This is a genomic window from Streptomyces pactum, assembly GCF_016031615.1.
In the GTDB taxonomy this organism is placed as follows: domain Bacteria; phylum Actinomycetota; class Actinomycetes; order Streptomycetales; family Streptomycetaceae; genus Streptomyces; species Streptomyces pactus.
On the sequence record NZ_JACYXC010000001.1, the window covers coordinates 3,513,363 to 3,531,899 of the forward strand.

The window sequence follows — 18,537 nt, forward strand, 5'->3', positions numbered from 1 at the left end:
TCACTCGGTCCGCCCATCAGATCGACCTTTCCGGGTGAAGAACCGGGGAACGGCTGGACATCGGCACACGCGGCCCACCGGGCCCGTCAGGCGCGGGGCCGGGTTACGGGGCCGGGTCCCGGCGGACGGAGACGGGGCCCGGGGGCGTGCGTGCGGACGCGGCCCGGCGGGCCGAGGCGGCCCTAGCCGGCGGACGCGGTGCCGTCGGCCGTGGAGCCACCCTCTGCCGGAGCCCCGTCCCCGCCGGTCATGGCGCCGGCCGGGACATCGGCCGGAGCATCCGCCGTGGCACCGCCCGTGGAGCCGTCACCGCCGGACGGCGTGACCCACTCGACCAACTCGACCGGGACGCCGTTGGGGTCGGCGACCATGAACAGCCGCTCCCCCCACGGCTCCTCGCGCAGCGGCAGGGTGATCTCCACCCCCTCCGCCCGCAGCCGGGCCTCCTCCTCCGCCAGGTCCTCGACGGTGAAGACGACGATCACGCCCTGGGCGGACCGGTGGCGTATGTCCTCCGGCAGCACCTCGATGCCACGCCGGAGCAGCACGATGCCGGGGGCGTCGTCGCGGCCGAGCGAGACGAAGCCGTCGGCCTCCATCTCGGTCCGGAAGCCGAAGTGGTGGGTGAAGAAGTCGGCGGACGCCTGGACGTCCTCGACGGTGAGCGAGATCGCGGAGGCGGTGATGCGCACAGGGCTCCTTACGGCGGAGAGCAACGGTGGGGACGGCAATGGAGACGGAGGTGCAGAGGGAGGGGGAGAGAGAAGGGTGCGGGACGAGGTCCGGGGTCGGGTGCGGGAGTGCGGGCAGCACGGCGGAGGTAACCCCGTCCACACGGGACGACCGAGCCCCCTCGTTTGTGTCGAACCTAAATTTAGTCGCGACCCACGTTGGCGTCAACGTAAAATGAGAACCGACCTAAAAAATGTCCGGCGCAGGAGGACCCACCGTGAGCAGAGGCAACCCCGGGCTGCGGGAGCAGAAGAAGCGCGAAACCCGGCAGAGCATCTCCGACCACGCCACCCGGCTCTTCCTGGAGCGCGGATTCGACGCGACGACCATCGCCGACATCGCGGCGGCCTCCCGGGTGGCCAAGATGACGGTCACCAACTACTTCCCCCGCAAGGAGGACCTCGCCCTCGACCACCACGAGGCGTTCGTCGCCGGGCTCGCGGACACCGTCGCGGAACGGGCGCCCGGTGAGTCGGCACTCGCCGCGCTCCGCCGCTCCTTCCTGGACGCGGTGGACCGCAGGGACCCGGTGATCGGCTTCTCCGGACCGGAGTTCGCCCGGATGGTGGCCGGCAGCCCCACGCTGGTGGTCCGCCTCCGCGAACTGCACCAGCAACGGGAGGAGGCACTGGCGGCGGCGCTCGCGGCGGAGACCGGCGCCGGCCCGGACGACATCGCGCCCCGGGTGGCGGCTGCCCAGCTCGGCGGCGCCCACCGGGTCCTCTTCGCGGAGTTGCAGCGGCGGGTGCTGGCCGGCCACGACGAGGAGCGGACGGCGGCCGAGATGGCCCTGCTGGGCCGCGAGACGTTCACCATGCTCGAACCCGCCCTCGGTGACTACGCGGTACGCGCGGACTGAACCGCCGCCCCGGCGATCCGTCCCGCGCGCCCTCGCCGGGACGCACCCGATGGGACCCCGGAGTCCGGCAGCTGCCACCGGCAGGCGGTGGACGGCCGGGCACGACGGCGCCCGAGGCGACGGCACACCGATCACCGGCACAGCGCTGCGCGGCACGGCACCGGCCCGCCCCCGGCGCCGACCCGGCGTGCCGGGGCCCGCCCGGCACCGGGCGGCCGAGTGGCGGGAGTCCGGGGACGCCCGGAGAATGACGGCAACGCACCGCGCCGGACCCCCGTGATCCGCATCGGGTGCCGTGCGCCCCAGCGGCCGCGAACGCGCCCCCGGCCGCCGAAGCCACCCCATCGGCCACAAACCCACCCCACCGGCCGCGAACCCACCCCTGACGGCCCACGACGAGCCGCGACGAACCCGGATCAGCCCCCGACCACGAACCTGGCGGTCCCCGACCGACCCCGGCGGTCCCCGACGGACCGCGACGCACCGCGACGGGAGGGCCCGTGAACACCACCGTTCGGCTCGCCCAGCAGCCGGAGGCCGACGAACTGCTCGGCCGCAGCCCGCTGGCGCTGCTCACCGGCATGCTCCTGGACCAGCAGATCCCCATGGAGTGGGCGTTCTCCGGGCCGTACACCATCGCCCGGCGGCTGGGCCGGGACGACCTGGACGCGCACGAGATCGCCGCCCACGACCCCGAGCGGTTCGCCTCGCTGCTCGCCGAGAAACCGGCCGTGCACCGGTACCCCGGCTCGATGGCCAAGCGGGTGCAGCAGTTGTGCCAGTACCTGGTGGAGCACTACGACGGGGACGCCGCCGCGGTCTGGCGGGACGCTCCCAGCGGTGCGGAACTGCTGCGCCGGCTGAACGCGCTGCCCGGTTTCGGCCGGCAGAAGGCGCAGATCTTCCTGGCCCTGCTCGGCAAGCGGTGCGGGGTGCGGCCGGAGGGCTGGCGGGAGGCCGCCGGCCCGTACGGCGAAGCGGGTGCGTACCGTTCGGTCGCCGACATCACCGGCCCCTCCTCGCTGGAGAAGGTGCGGGCGTACAAGCAACAGGCCAAGCGCGCCGCCCGCCGGGCGGCGGAGCAGGGCGGCTGACGGGGCACCGTCGGCGGTCAAGTCGGCGCGGACGACGCGTACTTCGGCCGTGTCCGGCCCGTTGTGCCCCGGGCGCTCCCGGGGCAGGATGCAGCGACCCGGGGCGTGCCACGCCCCCAGCTGTTCGCCGGAAGGATGACTTCTGTGGACATACGGACCCTGCCCCCCGCCCGCCGGGCGCTCGCGGCACTGGCCGCGGTGGCCCTCGCCACCCCCATGCTTCTCTCCTCCGCCTCCTCCGCGGGGGCCGCCTCCCCGGAGCGCGGCGGCGACCCCGCGAAGCGGGCGGCGAAGCTGGCCCGCCAGCTGGTGAAGAACTCCTCCGCCCGGGACGCCCGTGAGCACCTGGAGAGATTCCAGGCCATCGCCGAGCGGTCGAACGGCCACCGGGCGGCCGGCTCGCCGGGGCACGAGGCGTCCGCCGCCTACGTCCACCGCCTGCTCGGCAAGGCCGGCTACCGGGTCAGCTACCAGCCGTTCGAGTTCGTCTACGTGGAGACCCTGGCCGAGAAGCTGTCGGTGACCGCGCCGACGCCGCGGGATGTCCCGGTCAAGGTCATGACGTACACCCGGAGCACCCCGGTGGGCGGCGTCCGGGCGGCGGTGACCCCCGTGCCGGTGGACGACACCACCGGTTGCGAGGCCGGCGACTACGCCGCCGGGGCCTTCACCGGCAAGATCGCCCTCATCCGGCGGGGCGGCTGCTCCTTCGCCGAGAAGCAGGCCGCGGCGGCGGACGCGGGCGCGGTCGCCGCGATCGTCTACAACAACGTGCCCGGCTCCCTGTCCGGCACCCTCGGCGACCCGGCGGCCGGCCGCATCCCGACCGGCGGGGTCAGCCAGGCGGACGGCGAGGCGCTGGCGGCCGAGGCCGGACGCGGCGAGGTCACGGTCAACCTGGAGATCCGGGAGTTCCAGGAGAAGCGGGTCACCCGCAACGTCATCGCCGAGACCAAGGGCGGTGACCCGGACCGGACGGTGATGCTCGGCGCCCACCTGGACTCGGTGTCCGCCGGCCCCGGCATCAACGACAACGGCTCGGGCTCCGCGGGGCTGCTGGAGGTCGCCCTGGAGCTGGCCCGGACCCACCAGAAGCCGGCCAACAAGGTGCGCTTCGCCTGGTGGTCGGCGGAGGAGCTGAACCTGCTCGGCTCCAAGGCGTACGTGGCCGGCCTCAGCGAGGCGGAGCGCGACCGGATCGCCCTCTACCTCAACTTCGACATGATCGCCTCGCCGAACTACGCCCAGTTCGTCTACGACGGCGACAACTCCGACGGGGTCGGCGAGCCCGCCGGTCCGGAGGGCTCGGCCCAACTGGAGAAGCAGATCAACGACTTCCTCGACCGGCGGGGCAGCGCCCACGAGGGCACCGACTTCACCGGCCGCTCGGACTACGGCCCGTTCATCGCGGTGGGCATCCCCTCCGGCGGCACCTTCACCGGTGCCGAGGTCGTCAAGACGGCGGCCCAGGCCGAGAAGTTCGGCGGTACGGCGGGCCAGTCGTACGACCCCTGCTACCACATGGCCTGCGACGACATCGACAACATCCACATGGGGGCGTTCGAGACCAACATCGACGTGATCGCGCACTCGGTCGGCTCCTACGCCTACGATCTGCGTCCGCTCTCCGAGCCGGTGACGACGGTGCCCACCCGGGGCGAGGCCGGCAGCGGCGGCGGTCTGCACGAGGACCACGGCCACGACCCGGTGACCGAGTGACACCCCGCCGGGACCACTGACGGCCCGCACCGCGCCGGTGGCCACCACCGGCGCGGACCCGGGTCGGGCCGCGCGGGGCGCCACGCCCGGCGCGGCCCGCGCGCCCGCACGACTGTCCACAGCCTGTGGACAATGTTCCGGCGACGGGCACGCGGAGCTCCCGGCCCGCTCCCCACCGGACCCGCAGCCGCCCGGTCCGCTCCGGCTCCGGGGACCCCCCGACCGCCGGGACCCGCCCCGACCGGCCGGAACCCGCCCCGGTCCGCCGAGCCCACCGCGACCCGCCCCGGCCCACCAGGAGGCGCCCCGGCAGACCGCGGCCCGCCGAAACCGGACCGCACAGGGGTCAGTTTCCCGAGCCGCTCCCGAAATCCCCCTGTTTGACACCATCACACTCCTGCGCCGTGGCTGCGCCGGAACCCACTTGACCGGTAGGCTTTCCGTGTGATCTTCAAGCGCATCGGAAACGGGCGGCCGTACCCCGACCACGGCCGGGAAAGCACCCGCCAGTGGGCGGATGTTGCCCCACGCCCGGTACGTCTTGACCAGTTGGTCACCACCAAGCAGCAGCTCGACCTGGAGACGCTGCTCGCGGAGGACTCGACCTTCTACGGGGACCTCTTCGCCCACGTCGTGAAGTGGCAGGGCGACCTCTACCTGGAGGACGGCCTGCACCGTGCGGTGCGGGCGGCGCTCCAGCAGCGCCAGGTGCTCCACGCCCGCGTGCTCGAACTGGACTGACCCGCCCCGCCGGCACCGGTGGCCCCTTCCGAGGGCACCGCACAACCGGCATCCCGGGCCGCCGCCGCCCGGCTCCTTCCCCGGAACCGCCGTTCCGCGCCCCGGGCCCCGACGGGCGTCCGCTCCCCCGCCACCGGCCCCCGCGTTCACACCCCGACGCCGGCGTCCGTCACCCGAACGGACCCCGGCCCGCACCCCCGGCCACGCACCCGCCCGCCACGGCACTCGCCCCCGCCGCGCTGTCCGCAACGGCGCGCACGACCGCGCACGGCCGCGTGCGACGGCGCCCCGGACGGCCGGACGGATCCGGCCGCTCCCGCCCCGCCGCCGGCGAACCGGTTCCCCGCCCCCGTACCCCTGCCGTCCCGTGCCCGCGGCGAGCCGCGTGCCGCGCCCTCCGGGTGACTCTTTCGGGTAGGGCACAGCCGAACCGTTGATCATTTAGTAGGCATGAGATGCTCGCAGCGTTACGCTGCGCACATGAGCATGCTCACGCCTCCTGGAATGGGCGGAAAGTACCGCATCACGGGCAATCGCTACCCTCGTATGCGCCGGCCCCAAGGTCGGCGCAGAGTCGTGCTCGCCGCCGCCGGCGCGACCGTCGCCCTGGGCCTCACCGGCTGGGGAACGCTGCAGCTCATCGACGTGTTCTCAGGCGGCAGCGACACCGCGCAGGCCGCCGGACGGAACGGTACGCCGTGCGAGCGGACCGGGCCCCGGACCACCGCGCAGGGCGCCTCCGCACCGGCCGCCGGCACCGCCGCGTCCGCCGGGAAGAAGCTCCCGAAACCGGCCGACATCACGGTCAACGTCTACAACGCCACCAAGCGGACCGGGCTCGCCAAGGAGACCGCCGACGCGCTGAAGAAGCGCGGCTTCACCATCGGGAAGGTGGGGAACGCCCCGGCCGCGTACGACAAGAAGGTGCGGAACACGGGTCTGCTGCTCGGTGCCCCGTCCGCCACCCGGGGGCCGTTCGACGTGCTCGCCGCGCAGGTGCCCGGCACCACCACCAGGAACGACGCCCGCACGGGGAAGGACATCGACCTCATCATCGGGGACCGCTTCACGGCCCTGACCGCGCCCAAGGACGCCGACCGGACGCTGGCGGCACTCGCCGCCCCGAAGCCGGCACCCTCCGCCAAGGGCTGCTGAAGCCCGCGGCGCACCGGCCGGGGCCGGCGGTCCGGAAGGACGCCGCCGGCCGGTCCGCGGTGCGCCGGACCGGCCGGGCCCGCCGCGCGGCGCGGGGCTCGTCCCCGGCCGCCCGCGTGGTGCCCGTTCGGGGAAGCGGGCGGGCACCGGCCCGCGCGCGGGTCAGCCCGCCGCGCCGTACATGCGGTCGCCCGCGTCGCCCAGTCCCGGGACGATGTAGCCCTGGCTGTTGAGCCGCTCGTCCACCGAGGCCGTCACCACGGTGACCGGCGTCCCGGCCAGCTCCCGTTCCATCACCTCGACGCCCTCGGGGGCCGCCAGCAGGCAGAGCGCCGTGACGTCGTCGGCGCCCCGCGAGATCAGTTCCTTGATCGCGGCGACCAGGGTGCCGCCGGTCGCCAGCATCGGGTCGAGCACGTACACCTGGCGGCCCGAGAGGTCGTCGGGCATCCGGGTGGCGTAGGTGGACGCCTGCAGGGTCTCCTCGTCGCGGATCATTCCGAGGAAGCCCACCTCGGCGGTCGGCAGCAGCCGCACCATGCCGTCGAGCATGCCCAGCCCGGCCCGGAGGATCGGCACCACCAGCGGTCGCGGCCGGGCCAGCCGGACCCCGGTCGTCCGCGTCACGGGGGTGTCGATATCGACCTGCTCGGTGCGCACGTCACGGGTCGCCTCGTACGCCAGGAGCGTGACGAGTTCGTCGGCGAGCCGCCGGAAGGTGGGGGAATCGGTGCGCTTGTCGCGCAGCGTGGTGAGTTTGTGCGCCACCAGCGGGTGGTCGACGACATGGATCCGCATGACAACGACATTAACCGAGCCGGTACCCCACGGTTCCCGCCCGCCCCGTCCGGCACCGCCGCCACGTGCCCCTGAACACCGTCACGCACCACCGCCACACGCCTCCGGAACCCCGTCCGGCACCGGCCGCCACACCACCTCGCGCCGAGGTCCTCGCCCGGACCCCCGCCGCCCGGGCCCGGCACCCCGGGCCGCCCGTCCGCCCTCCACCCGTCCGCCGCGCTCCGGTACCGCCCGCGCCCCGGTCCGGCGCCCCGGCCGGCGTCCTCCGGTCGCCGACGCACGGGTCCGGAGGCCGCCCGCCACCCGGGGCCGGCGGAGCCCGCCGGGGCGTGCCGGTGGGGTGACCACCGGGTTCGGGCGGTGGCATCAAACCGTCGGCCGGGGGGAAGGTGGGCACATACGCCCCGGGTTTTCCGGGCGAGGACCTCGGCGCGAGGTGGTGTGGCTCATGGTGGACCGAGACCGGAACGACGACGAGACGGCACGAATAGACGCGGAACGGCGACGGCGCCGCGCCCAGTTCCTGCGTGAGCTCAACGAGGCGAAGGAACTGCGGGACCGGGTGCAGCCCCGGCGCGCCCGCAGCGCGCGGATGCGTCAGGCGATGCGCATGCGGACGTTTCGGTGGTAGTGGGCGACATCTCGTAGGAAGGCCCACGACGCAGCGCGGAAGACCTCTCGCGACGCCGTTGTTTCTGCCACGATTCCGAATTGGGCGGGGCGTTGTCCCGCCCGCCCCGGCACGCCTATGACCAGTGGGAGAGTCACGGTGTACTTCGCCGCACTGCTCGCGCGCACCGAAGACGGGTGGCAAGCGAGCGACACGGAGCTCGACGATGTGGAGTCCCTGACGGACCTGATCGACCTGGCCCGCTCGGCCTCGGTCGATGACGACACGGTGCTGGCCCTCATCGAGCAGGAGGACGCCTGGTTCGGTGTGGTCCGCCTGGACGGTGAGGACGATCCGCGGATCTACGTCTCGGACGCGGCCGCCGCGGCCCGCAGCTCGTACGGGGCCATGCTCACCGACGAGCTGCTCGGCCAGGACGGGAACCAGGGGGACGACCTCGACGCCCTGGACCTGGACGGCACCGAGGAAGGGGAACCCGACCCGGCCGACGACGACGAGGAGCCGTCGGGCGACCGGCGGGCCCGGCAGGGCCCGCTCGGTGACCTCGCGCTCCTCGCCGACCTGGGGGTCGACGAGAAGGAACTGCTGTCCCTGGACGGGGACGCGCTCAGCGCGATCGCCGACACCCTGGGCTGCACGGACGTCCTGGAGGCGGTGCGCTGACCCGACAGCCGCGAGGCGCGCACCCGGCGCGCGGAGCGCCTCGCTGAGCACACCGCGAGACACCCGGGCGGCGGGCGCGCGGGCCCCGGCGGGCGACCGCCGGCGTCCGTGCACCCGCCGCCGTTCCGTTCCGGTCCGGCCCTGGACGCACCCTCCGGGCCGGCCCGTGTCCGCCGGTCCGGCCCGTATCCGCCGACCGGGCCCGTACTCACCGGCCGGGCACGTACCCGCCGGCCCGGCCGTAGCGGCCGGCCCGGTGCCCGCCGGGCCGCCCGTAGCCGCCGCGCGCCTTCGGGGACGGGTTCCGCACCCGCCGCCGTCCGCTCCCCGGCGCGTCCCGCACACTGATCACATGACCGAGCCGCCCCACCCACTGCCCCCGCCGTGCCCGGCGGCCCCGACCCGGTGCGTGACCCTGGCGCGATGCCATGCGGCTGGCGCTGGCCGAGGCGGAACGGGCGGTGGCCGGCGGTGACGTACCGGTGGGCGCGGTGGTCCTGGCACCGGACGGCAGGGTGATCGGCGCCGGGCACAACGAGCGGGAGGCCACCGGCGACCCCACCGCGCACGCCGAGGTCCTCGCCCTGCGCGCGGCGGCCCGCACCCTGGGCGGCGCCTCCGCCCCCGGGGAGCGGCACGACGGCGCCACCGCGCACGCCTCCGAGGACCCGCCCGGCACCACCACCACCGCCGCCCGGGGCCCGCACGGCGGCGGTGCCGCGGAGCGGGCGGGCGGCCGGCGCGAGTGGCGGCTGACCGGCTGCACCCTGGTGGTGACCCTGGAGCCGTGCACCATGTGCGCGGGCGCGGCGGTGCTCTCCCGGGTGGACCGGATCGTGTACGGCGCGGTGGACGAGAAGGCGGGTGCGGCCGGCTCGCTGTGGGACGTGGTCCGCGACCGGCGGCTCAACCACCGCCCGGAGGTGATCCAGGGCGTGCTGGCGGGGGAGTGCGCCGCACTGCTCACCCGCTTCTTCCGCGCCGGCGGACGCTGATCCGGTCCGGAACCGATTTAGGTGCACGGCCCGCTGTCCGCTAAGCTCTCTCTCGGTAGCGTGTCCGAGCGGCCGAAGGAGCACGCCTCGAAAGCGTGTGAGGGGGCAACTCCTCCGTGGGTTCAAATCCCACCGCTACCGCTTCAGGCCAAGGGCCCCACCTCACCCGGTGGGGCCCTTCGGCGTATCCGGCGCCCGCGACCGGGCACACCGGGCGGCCGGCGAACCGGCGGCCCCCGTGCCCCGTCATCCCGCGACCGTCGCCGTTCCCCGGCACCCGCGCAGGTCGCCGCCCCGCCGCCCGCGCCCCGCGTCGCCGCGCGGCGCCCTCCCGTACCCGCCGCCCCCGGGCGCACGCCCGCGTGCGGCGCACCGCGCCCGCCGGTCAGGCCAGGGCGTGGGCCACCACCCGGGGCAGCGGGCCGATGCCGAGGAGCCCGGCGACGGTGTCGCGGGTCAGCCGGTGCCAGGCCGGCGCCCGGCGGAGCATCGCGTGGTCGCCGCCGGGAAGCACCAGGGCGCACGCCTGCGCACCGGCCTGCCGGGCCCGGCGGACCAGCTCCACACTGGCCCGCGGGTCGGTCGTACGGTCCTCGTCGCCGTGGAGCAGCACCACCCGCCGGCCGCCGAGCTGGTCCACCGGGTCCTCGGGCGGGCACCACGGGGCGAGCCCGACGACGGCGCGGACCGAGGGGTGACCGGCCACCCGGAGCGCGGCCCGGCCGCCCATCGAGTGGCCGACCAGGACCACCGGGACGGGGCCGGCCAGGCGGGCCAGCTCGGTCAGCGCCTGTTCGGCGTCGCGGGCGGCGTCGCGCCGCTCACCGTTCCAGCCGCGGTGCCGGTAGCGGACCCAGCCGGTCACCACCCCGGTCCGCCGGGTGGCGCGGGCTATTGCCTGTTCGAAGGGGCGCATCCGCACCGCGGGCAGGTTCCACTCCCCGGGCCGGGCCAGCCCGTGCTCCCGGCCGCCGTGCAGCAGCAGGACCGCGGCGCGCGGCGGGGCGGCGGTCGCGGGCAGGACCAGGGCGCTGTGCCGTGGCTGCCGGCGGGTCTCCGGTTCGGACACTGCCTGGTCCCCTCCTGTCGAACGGACGCGGACGCCCCGCCCCGGCGGACGTGCGCCGTACCGCGACGGGCGTGCGCCGCGCCGCGGTGGACATGGCCCACGCCGCGCGAGCGCGCCCCGGGCCGCGACGGGCGTCCGCCGGGCCGCGGTGGGCGAGCGCCGTGCCGCTGTAAGAATGATCGCACCATCGGCCCGGACGGGCGGGCGTCTGGATAGACTCACGCGACGCACCGGGGACCGCAGGGGAGGCGGCAGGCGATGGCACAGGCGAAGAAGGTCGCGCTTTACATGATCATCGTCTTCGTCCTGTACACCATCATCAAAACCCCGGAGGAAGCCGCCGACCTCGTCCAAGTAGGCTTCGAGGGCATCTCCGATGCCGCGCAGAGCATCGGCGACTTCATGACCGCGCTGATCCGCTGACCCACCGTCCGCCCGGTTCCGGCCGCCCCGCCGGCCCCGGGCCGCCCTGGTCCCCGGGCCCCCGGCCCGCCCCGGCCGGTGCTCCCGGTTCCGCCGGCCCCCGCCGATACGCTGCCGCGCCGCCCTGTTCCGCCCCCTCTCCCCGAGGCCGCCCGGAGGTCCGCAGTGATACGCCACCTGGTCCTGTTCAAGCTCAACGACGGTGTGAAGCGCGACGAGCCGCGCGTGGTCGCCGGCGTCCAGGCGTTCGAGGCGCTGCCGGGGGTCATCCCCGAGCTGGAGTCCTGGGAGTGCGCCTGGAACATCACCGACCGGCCGATCGCCTACGACTTCGCGATCAACTCCGCGGTGGCCGACACCGAGGCGCTGAAGCGTTACATCGAGCACCCGGCGCACCAGGAGGCCGCCGCCCTGTGGCGCGAATTCGCCACCTGGGTGATCGCCGACTACGAGATCTGACCCGGGCTCCGGGCGGCCCCGCCCGGCCCGGTCACCGCCCCAGCACCCCTCGCCACCGCGGCGAGGGGTCCTTTTTGTCGCCAACACGGCGTTATGTAGATGCTTGCACACAGTGGACATGTCTTGTGATGCTATGAGCGCTCTTGCCGGGAGTATGGACCGCGAAGGGATGGCGAACGTGTCGGCCCGTACCGTGCCCAGTCCGTCCACCCCCGGCGAGAACGGCCCCCCGAGCACCCCCAAGAGCCGGGGGGCGGACGCCCGGGCGCTCACCCAGGTGCTCTTCGCCCAGCTCGTCGGGCTGGAGCCGGGAACGCCCGAGCACAGCCGGGTACGCGACGCCCTGATCGAGGCCAACCTGCCGCTGGTGCGCTACGCCGCGGCGCGCTTCCGCAGCCGCAACGAGCCCATGGAGGACATCATCCAGGTGGGCACCATCGGTCTGATCAACGCGATCGACCGGTTCGACCCGGGGCGCGGGGTGCAGTTCCCGACCTTCGCGATGCCCACCGTGGTCGGCGAGATCAAACGGTACTTCCGGGACAACGTGCGCACCGTGCACGTCCCGCGCCGCCTCCACGAGCTGTGGGTGCAGGTGAACAGTGCCACCGAGGACCTGACCGTGCAGCACGGCCGCTCGCCCACCACCGCCGAGATCGCCGAACGGCTCAAGCTGGGCGAGGACGAGGTGCTGGCCTGCATCGAGGCGGGGCGCTCGTACCACGCCACCTCGCTGGAGGCGGCGCAGGAGGGCGACGGAATGCCCGGCCTGCTGGACCGGCTGGGCTACGAGGACCCGGCGCTGGCCGGCGTCGAGCACCGCGACCTGGTGCGCCATCTGCTGGTCCAGCTGCCCGAGCGGGAGCAGCGCATCCTTTTGCTCCGTTACTACAGCAACCTCACCCAGTCACAGATCAGCGCCGAGCTGGGCGTATCCCAGATGCATGTGTCCCGGCTGCTGTCCCGGAGCTTCGCCCGGCTCAGATCCGCAAATCGGATCGATTCCTAACCGGCACGGGGGACCCGTACCCGCCGGGTTCCGGGCAAGATTGTCGATATGGCGCTACAGCGCGTTGCCGACATGTGACATTCTGCAGAAACCGCGTTTGGCGGGGCCCGACCTCCGGTATTCAGGGGGAGGCTGCGTTCAAACACTCGGAGCGCGCTGCTGAGATCCGTCCGCGACCTCAAGGGGGTGGCATGTCCGCAGAACTGGGCAGCTCGAAGGTGCTCACCGATGACGCACCGCACGTGCTTGACGACTGCGACGCCATCGACACCCGGACCCTCTCCCGCACCCTGTTCCTGCGGCTCGCCGCGCTCGACCGGGACAGCGCGGAACGTGCCTACGTACGTGACACCCTCATCGAGCTGAACCTCCCGTTGGTCCGGTACGCGGCGGCGCGTTTTCGCAGCCGCAACGAACCGATGGAGGACATCATCCAGGTCGGCACCATCGGTCTGATCAAGGCGATCGACCGGTTCGACTGCGAGCGCGGCGTGGAGTTCCCGACGTTCGCGATGCCGACCGTGGTGGGCGAGATCAAGCGGTTCTTCCGCGACACCAGCTGGTCGGTGCGGGTGCCGCGCCGGCTCCAGGAGCTGCGGCTGGCCCTCACCAAGGCCAGCGACGACCTCTCCCAGCAGCTGGACCGCTCCCCGACCGTCACCGAACTGGCCACCACGCTGGGGGTGTCGGAGGAGGACGTGGTCGACGGGCTGGCGGTCGGCAACGCGTACACCGCCAGCTCGCTGGACTCCCCCTCCCCCGAGGAGGACGGCGGCGAGGGGTCGCTGGCGGACCGGCTGGGCTACGAGGACAGCGCGCTGGAGGGCGTGGAGTACCGCGAGTCGCTCAAGCCGCTGCTGGCCAAACTGCCGCCCCGGGAGCGGCAGATCATCATGCTGCGCTTCTTCGCGAACATGACGCAGTCACAGATCGGCGAGGAGGTCGGCATCTCCCAGATGCACGTCTCCCGGCTGCTGACGCGCACCCTGGCCCAGCTCCGCGAGGGCCTGATCTCGGACTGACCCCGGGCGCGCCCGGTCAGGCCGGTACGGCCCGGTCCCGGCGCCCCGGGCCCGTTCCACCACGGCACTGTCCCGGCCCGTCCCACGACGGGGGCGGGCCGGGACAGGACCGAGGTCGAGGTCGGTGGTCGATCGGGGTCGGGGTGGTGGTCCGGGTCGAGGGCCGGATGTCACCACGTCGGCGGCGGGCCGGGGAGAGGGCCGTCCGCTCCCCCGGCGGGCCGGGGCGAGGGTGGCACCGCGCCGGCGCCACGCTCCGAGGTGTTCCGCCGGGGCCGGCCGGCCGCCGGTCAGCCCAGCGCCAGCCAGGCCACCACCGCGACGACCGCGAGCACCGCGACCACGCCGACGATCAGGCCGGTACGCGACCCGCCGGAGGAACCGGCGGCCGCTCGCTGCGGCTGCTGGGCGCCCTCGTCCACGAAGGCACGGAACATCTGGGTGCTGCCCGCGGGATCCTCGTTGCCGTACGTGCCGTGAGGGTCGTTGCGGTACGGGCCATGGGGGTTGTTCGCCATGGGCCACGACCCTAGCGAACCGGCCGGGAGGCCGCACAACCCCCCGCCCGCACGGCGGTTGACCGTCGGCCACGCCCCCTCCCCGCGCCCGGCCCGGTCCGACGCCGCGGGGGCATGCCGGGGCGTCACCTCCTCCCCTGCCCGACGCCGCGAGAGGTGCCGGGGCGTCATCTCCTCCCCCTGCCGCCACCCTGGCCGCCTTCTCCCCGGCTGCCGCGGTGGTTCCCCAGTTCTCTACCCCACCCCCTCTCCCGCCCGCCCTCCCGGTCTTCCCTGCCTCCCGCCGTCGGCCACCGTGCTCCCCGGCCGCCACCGCCGCCCCGGGCCGGCGACACGTCCCGGGGAACGCCGCGTCCTCATGGCGGACACCGCCCCTCAGTCCCCGCCCGGTCCACGCGGCCCGGTCCACGCGGCCTGGCCCATAGGGCCCGGTCCCTCCATGCGGCCGGTCGGGCCCGCCCGGTCCGGTACCGCGCCCCGACCGTCCGCCGGGGCACGGCGCCCCCGCCACACCGCCCGCCGCCCCCGCCACGACCCTGCCGCCGGCTGCCGGACCCACCCGCCGCAGCCGCTCGCCACCGGACTTGACCGAGGCCAGGCAAGGGCTTTGTCAGCAATTTACTCCGCAAACCTCCTTTTCATTTGCCTACAGCAACTAACCGGCCTACGGTTGCTTGAAGCAACCGAATGCATCCCACACCCAGGAGTGACCGCCCGTGGCCGAGCCGCGCCAGTACAAGGAACTGGCCCGACAGCTGAACGCCATCGGCATCGTCAAGCGCGACCTGGCCCGGGTGCTGCCGTCCGACTGTCCGCCGGCCTCCGCGGTCGTGCTCACCGTGCTCGACCGCTACGGAGAGATGCGCATGAGCAAACTCGCCGAGTTGCTGGCCATCGACATGTCCGTGACCAGCCGCCATGTCGCGCACGTCGAGGCCCGCGGCTGGATCGACCGGTACCCGGACCCGCTGGACGGGCGGTCCCGCCTGCTGCGGCTCAACCCCGGCGGCAAGGCCCTGCTCGACCAGGTCTCCGAGCGCTACACCGAGGCGCTGGCCACCTGCCTGGCCGACTGGTCCGACGACGACGTCGGCCGGCTCAGTGAACTGCTGTCCCGGCTGCGGGGCGCTTTCGGTGACTGCCGGGCACGGAACTGCCGGACCCCGGCGAGCGGTGCCGCCCCGGCCGGGGTGACCGCACCGGCCCAGGGCACGCCGGTGGCCGGAGGTGCGCCGCCGGTCGGCGCGACGGCACCGGCCGGAGGTACGCCCGCGGCGCCGCCTCCGCCCGTACGCCCGCACACCCCCCGTACTCAGTATTCGTAAAGGAAGTTCATGGCAACCACCACACCGGACGGCGGTGTGCGGGAACCCGCGGGGCGCCCCGGCCACGCCAGGCACCACGGGGCCGGCACCGCCGACGCGCCGATGACCCACCGGCAGATCATGGAGGCCCTCTCCGGCCTGCTGCTGGGCATGTTCGTGGCGATCCTGTCGTCCACCATCGTCTCCAACGCCCTGCCGGAGATCATCGCCGATCTCCACGGCAGCCAGTCCTCCTACACCTGGGTGGTCACCGCCGCGCTGCTGGCGATGACGGCCGCCACCCCGCTGTGGGGCAAGCTCTCCGACCTGTTCAGCAAGAAGCTGCTGGTCCAGGCGTCGCTGGTGATCTACGTGGCGGGCTCGGTGGTCGCCGGCCTGTCGCAGAGCGCTGGCATGCTGATCGCCTGCCGGGTCGTCCAGGGCATAGGTGTGGGCGGTCTGTCCGCCCTCGCCCAGATCGTGATGGCCGCGATGATCTCGCCGCGCGAGCGCGGCCGGTACAGCGGCTACCTCGGCGCCACCTTCGCCGTCGCCACCGTCGGCGGTCCGCTGCTCGGCGGTGTCATCACCGACACCTCGTGGCTCGGCTGGCGCTGGTGCTTCTACGTCGGCGTGCCGTTCGCGGTGATCGCCCTGGTGGTCCTCCAGAAGACCCTGAAGCTGCCCGTGGTGAAGCGGGACGTCAAGGTGGACTGGGCCGGCGCCTTCTTCATCAGCGCGGCCGTCTCCCTGCTGCTCATCTGGGTCACCCTGGCCGGTGACAACTACGACTGGATCTCCTGGCAGACCGGTGCGATGGTCGGCGGTTCGGTGGTCCTCGGCGGGATCTTCGTCCTGGTGGAGTCCCGGGCGAGCGAGCCGATCGTGCCGCTGCGGCTGTTCCGCAACAAGACGATCACCCTCGCCTCGCTGGCCTCGCTCTTCGTCGGCATCGCGATGTTCTCCGGCACCGTCTTCTTCAGCCAGTACTTCCAACTGGCCCGGGGCGAGTCGCCGACCATGTCCGGCGTGCTGACCATCCCGATGATCGGCGGGCTGTTCGTCTCCTCCACGGTCTCCGGCCAGATCATCACCAAGACCGGCCGCTGGAAGGCGTGGCTGGTCGCCGGCGGCGCGCTGGTCACCGCGGGCCTCGGCCTGCTGGGCACCATGCGCTACGACACCCCCTACTGGCACATCGCGGTGTACATGACACTGCTGGGCCTGGGTATCGGCATGATGATGCAGAACCTGGTGCTGGCCACCCAGAACCAGGTGGCGCCGCAGGACCTCGGCGCCGCCAGCTCGGTGGTCACCTTCTTCCGCTCCCTCGGCGGTGCGGTCGGTGTCTCCGCGCTCGGCGCGGTGATGGCCAACCGGGTCACCCGCTACGTCAAGGACGGGCTCGCCGAACTGGGCCCGGAGGGCGCCGCCGCGAGCCACGGCGGTACCGCCGGCGGGGCCATCCCGGACCTGGACAAGATGCCGCCGCCGCTGCGCGAGGTGGTGGAGAGCGCCTACGGGCACGGCGTCGCGGACATCTTCCTGTTCGCCGCGCCGGCCGCCCTGATCGCCTTCATCCTCTCCGTCTTCATCAAGGAGGTCGCGCTGAAGACCACCCTGGGCGGGACGGAACGGGCCGGCATGCCGGACACCCCGGCCGCCGCCCGGGTCCCCGCCGCGGAGAGCGCGGACGTACCGGCCGGCGCCACCAGCGGCTCGCCCGCCGACGGCGCGCGGGACGGCAGGGGATAGCCCCGATGTCACCCGCCTCCCCCGGCGGGTGACCAGGACCCCGGACGCCGGGCACGCGTCGAGCGGAGACGTGCCCGGCGGCCCGGACCGGGACCGTACCGGCCACGGACGGTCCCGGGGACACGGTCCGGGCGGCAGCGGGACCACAGGCAGGGGACGGCCTGCCCGCGCCGCCCGGACCGGCACGAGCCGGGCCGGTTCTCCGGCCCGGCCTCCGTGCGTACGGCCCGGCTTCCGTGCGTACGGCCCGGCTTCCGTGCGTACGAGGCGTACGGGGCCTACGAGGTCCTCCGCGCATGAGGGCCTACCGGCGTACGGACTCCCGCGCATACCGGCGCACCGGCGTACGGACCTTCCGCGCGTACCGACGCACCGGCACACGGGCCTTCCGCGCGTATCGGCTTCCACGGCCACCGACGGGGCCGACGCACCGTTGCTCGCGGCCGTGCCGCCTTGCCCGGGAAACGGCCGCACCGGCGGGGCGGGCGGCGGGTCCCGATGGCCGGCAGCGGCTTCCCGCACCCGTACGGCGCCGGGACCGGCACCCGGTACGGCACCGGGACCGGTACGGCGTCAAGGCACCGGCACCCGGAACGGCACCGGCACGGGCCGCCGCGCTACCGCGGCCGGTCGCGCATCGCCTCGATCCCGGCGATCACCGTGTCGAGCGCGAAGGCGAAGTCCCGGTCGTGCCGCTCCTCGATGGTGCGGCCGCTCCGCATCTCCTCGAACTGGTTGGCCGCCAGCAGGGTCTCCTGGAACTCCGGCCGGGCCTCGACCGTCCGCAGCACGTCCCGGAAGTAGTCGTCCATGCTGACGCCGGCCTCGCGGCACCGGGCCCGCAGCAGCCCCTCGATGGTGGCGAAACCGTAGACGAACTGGAAGACGGCGGAAAGCGCGCCGGTCCGCTGGTCCGCCGGGAGACCGCTGCGCACGACCACCCGCAGCGTCGCGCTGGAGATGGCCAGGGAGCGGGGGCCCACGTTGAGGTACCGGCCGATCAGCTGGGTCACCCACGGGTGACGGACCAGCAGCGAGCGGTACTCCACGGCGATCTGCCGCAACTGCGCCCGCCAGTCACCCTCCGCGCCCACCGGGGCGTCCGCCGGGTCCGCGGTGTCCGCCGGAACCGGGGTGCCTGCCGGGTCCGGAGTGACCGCCGGGCCCCCGGCGTCCGGCGCCGGGCCGGAGAGGGCCCCGCCGTCCGCCGCGGGAACCGTCTCCGGCAGCACCACCTCGCCGTGCACCTGGTCGAGCGCGAGTTCCAGCAGGTCGTCCTTGGTGTCCACGTACCAGTAGACGGACATCGCGGTGACGCCCAGCTCGGCGGCGAGCCGCCGCATGGAGAACTTCGCCAGCCCCTCGTCGTCCAGCAGCCGGACCGTGACGGCGACGATCCGGTCGCGGTCCAGCCCGGCCGCCTGGTCCCGCCCGTGGCCGGTACCGGTGCCCTGCTCGGGGTCCGGCCGGCGACGGGCAGCCGGCCGGTCCGAGAGCCAGACACTGCTGTGCGTACGGCCGGCGCGGCCGACGGAGGCCATGGCACGTTCTCCTTCCGGCCCGGGGGTGGTGCTTCCCTTCGATGCTA

The 18,537-nt window shown here is 74.1% G+C and carries 17 protein-coding genes, 1 tRNA gene and 2 pseudogenes; 15 read left to right on the forward strand and 5 right to left on the reverse strand.

Annotated elements, in window-relative coordinates:
* Positions 1–182: 182 nt before the first annotated feature.
* The gene (locus IHE55_RS13905) at positions 183–692 is read right to left on the reverse strand and encodes a VOC family protein (RefSeq protein WP_197989317.1); all 510 of its coding nucleotides are present in this window, start codon (positions 690–692) and stop codon (positions 183–185) included.
* A gap of 257 nt (positions 693–949) precedes the next feature.
* Between IHE55_RS13905 and IHE55_RS13910 the strand changes: the two genes are divergently transcribed.
* The 5 genes from IHE55_RS13910 to IHE55_RS13930 all read left to right on the forward strand — a co-directional run bounded on the left by IHE55_RS13910 (position 950) and on the right by IHE55_RS13930 (position 6,300).
* Positions 950–1,591, forward strand: a complete 642-nt coding sequence (locus IHE55_RS13910; protein WP_307826653.1) for a TetR/AcrR family transcriptional regulator — start codon at positions 950–952, stop codon at positions 1,589–1,591.
* Positions 1,592–2,091: 500 nt separating this feature from the next.
* Positions 2,092–2,685: an HhH-GPD-type base excision DNA repair protein gene (locus tag IHE55_RS13915; RefSeq protein ID WP_197989319.1), complete on the forward strand. Its 594-nt coding sequence runs from the start codon at positions 2,092–2,094 to the stop codon at positions 2,683–2,685.
* Between the two features lie 216 nt (positions 2,686–2,901).
* A complete protein-coding gene (locus IHE55_RS13920) occupies positions 2,902–4,404 on the forward strand; it encodes a M28 family metallopeptidase (protein WP_232266314.1) in 1,503 nt (500 codons plus the stop codon).
* 444 nt (positions 4,405–4,848) lie between these two features.
* Positions 4,849–5,145, forward strand: a complete 297-nt coding sequence (locus IHE55_RS13925; RefSeq protein ID WP_004943146.1) for a type II toxin-antitoxin system VapB family antitoxin — start codon at positions 4,849–4,851, stop codon at positions 5,143–5,145.
* A gap of 480 nt (positions 5,146–5,625) precedes the next feature.
* Entirely contained in the window at positions 5,626–6,300 is a 675-nt protein-coding gene (locus IHE55_RS13930; RefSeq protein WP_197989321.1) for a LytR C-terminal domain-containing protein, read from the forward strand.
* Between the two features lie 162 nt (positions 6,301–6,462).
* Here IHE55_RS13930 and upp read toward each other — a convergent pair whose 3' ends face one another.
* On the reverse strand, positions 6,463–7,098 hold the full coding sequence (gene upp, locus IHE55_RS13935) for a uracil phosphoribosyltransferase (RefSeq protein WP_197989322.1): 636 nt from the start codon (positions 7,096–7,098) through the stop codon (positions 6,463–6,465).
* Between the two features lie 451 nt (positions 7,099–7,549).
* Between upp and IHE55_RS13940 the strand changes: the two genes are divergently transcribed.
* The 4 genes from IHE55_RS13940 to IHE55_RS13955 all read left to right on the forward strand — a co-directional run bounded on the left by IHE55_RS13940 (position 7,550) and on the right by IHE55_RS13955 (position 9,531).
* Positions 7,550–7,732, forward strand: a complete 183-nt coding sequence (locus IHE55_RS13940) for a hypothetical protein (RefSeq protein WP_197989323.1) — start codon at positions 7,550–7,552, stop codon at positions 7,730–7,732.
* A 117-nt stretch (positions 7,733–7,849) separates the two neighbouring features.
* The gene (locus IHE55_RS13945) at positions 7,850–8,395 is read left to right on the forward strand and encodes a tRNA adenosine deaminase-associated protein (RefSeq protein ID WP_232265558.1); all 546 of its coding nucleotides are present in this window, start codon (positions 7,850–7,852) and stop codon (positions 8,393–8,395) included.
* A gap of 428 nt (positions 8,396–8,823) precedes the next feature.
* A complete protein-coding gene (locus IHE55_RS13950; protein ID WP_197989324.1) occupies positions 8,824–9,390 on the forward strand; it encodes a nucleoside deaminase in 567 nt (188 codons plus the stop codon).
* A 54-nt stretch (positions 9,391–9,444) separates the two neighbouring features.
* A tRNA-Ser gene (locus tag IHE55_RS13955) sits at positions 9,445–9,531 on the forward strand.
* A 244-nt stretch (positions 9,532–9,775) separates the two neighbouring features.
* On the opposite strand, the gene IHE55_RS13960 is transcribed toward IHE55_RS13955, so the two are convergent.
* A complete protein-coding gene (locus tag IHE55_RS13960) occupies positions 9,776–10,459 on the reverse strand; it encodes an alpha/beta fold hydrolase (protein ID WP_372442671.1) in 684 nt (227 codons plus the stop codon).
* Positions 10,460–10,717: 258 nt separating this feature from the next.
* Here IHE55_RS13960 and IHE55_RS13965 point away from each other — a divergent pair, with 258 nt between their 5' ends.
* The 4 genes from IHE55_RS13965 (at position 10,718) to IHE55_RS13980 (ending at position 13,372) form a co-directional block, all read left to right on the forward strand.
* A complete protein-coding gene (locus IHE55_RS13965; RefSeq protein WP_197989325.1) occupies positions 10,718–10,882 on the forward strand; it encodes a hypothetical protein in 165 nt (54 codons plus the stop codon).
* A 165-nt stretch (positions 10,883–11,047) separates the two neighbouring features.
* On the forward strand, positions 11,048–11,341 hold the full coding sequence (locus tag IHE55_RS13970) for a Dabb family protein (RefSeq protein WP_197989326.1): 294 nt from the start codon (positions 11,048–11,050) through the stop codon (positions 11,339–11,341).
* A gap of 133 nt (positions 11,342–11,474) precedes the next feature.
* Positions 11,475–12,350, forward strand: a complete 876-nt coding sequence (locus IHE55_RS13975; RefSeq protein ID WP_372442672.1) for an RNA polymerase sigma factor SigF — start codon at positions 11,475–11,477, stop codon at positions 12,348–12,350.
* Between the two features lie 191 nt (positions 12,351–12,541).
* The gene (locus IHE55_RS13980; RefSeq protein ID WP_197989327.1) at positions 12,542–13,372 is read left to right on the forward strand and encodes an RNA polymerase sigma factor SigF; all 831 of its coding nucleotides are present in this window, start codon (positions 12,542–12,544) and stop codon (positions 13,370–13,372) included.
* 290 nt (positions 13,373–13,662) lie between these two features.
* On the opposite strand, the gene IHE55_RS13985 is transcribed toward IHE55_RS13980, so the two are convergent.
* Positions 13,663–13,890: a hypothetical protein gene (locus IHE55_RS13985; protein ID WP_197989328.1), complete on the reverse strand. Its 228-nt coding sequence runs from the start codon at positions 13,888–13,890 to the stop codon at positions 13,663–13,665.
* 716 nt (positions 13,891–14,606) lie between these two features.
* On the opposite strand from IHE55_RS13985, the pseudogene IHE55_RS13990 reads away from it, so the two are divergent.
* Positions 14,607–15,059, forward strand: a pseudogene (locus tag IHE55_RS13990) (MarR family winged helix-turn-helix transcriptional regulator); the annotation flags it as partial.
* A 258-nt stretch (positions 15,060–15,317) separates the two neighbouring features.
* Positions 15,318–16,931: pseudogene (locus IHE55_RS13995) on the forward strand (MDR family MFS transporter); the annotation flags it as partial.
* Positions 16,932–17,566: 635 nt separating this feature from the next.
* Here the strand turns inward: IHE55_RS13995 and IHE55_RS14000 are convergent.
* Positions 17,567–18,490, reverse strand: coding sequence for a TetR/AcrR family transcriptional regulator (locus IHE55_RS14000; RefSeq protein ID WP_197989331.1), 924 nt, complete (start codon positions 18,488–18,490; stop codon positions 17,567–17,569).
* Positions 18,491–18,537: the final 47 nt, after the last annotated feature.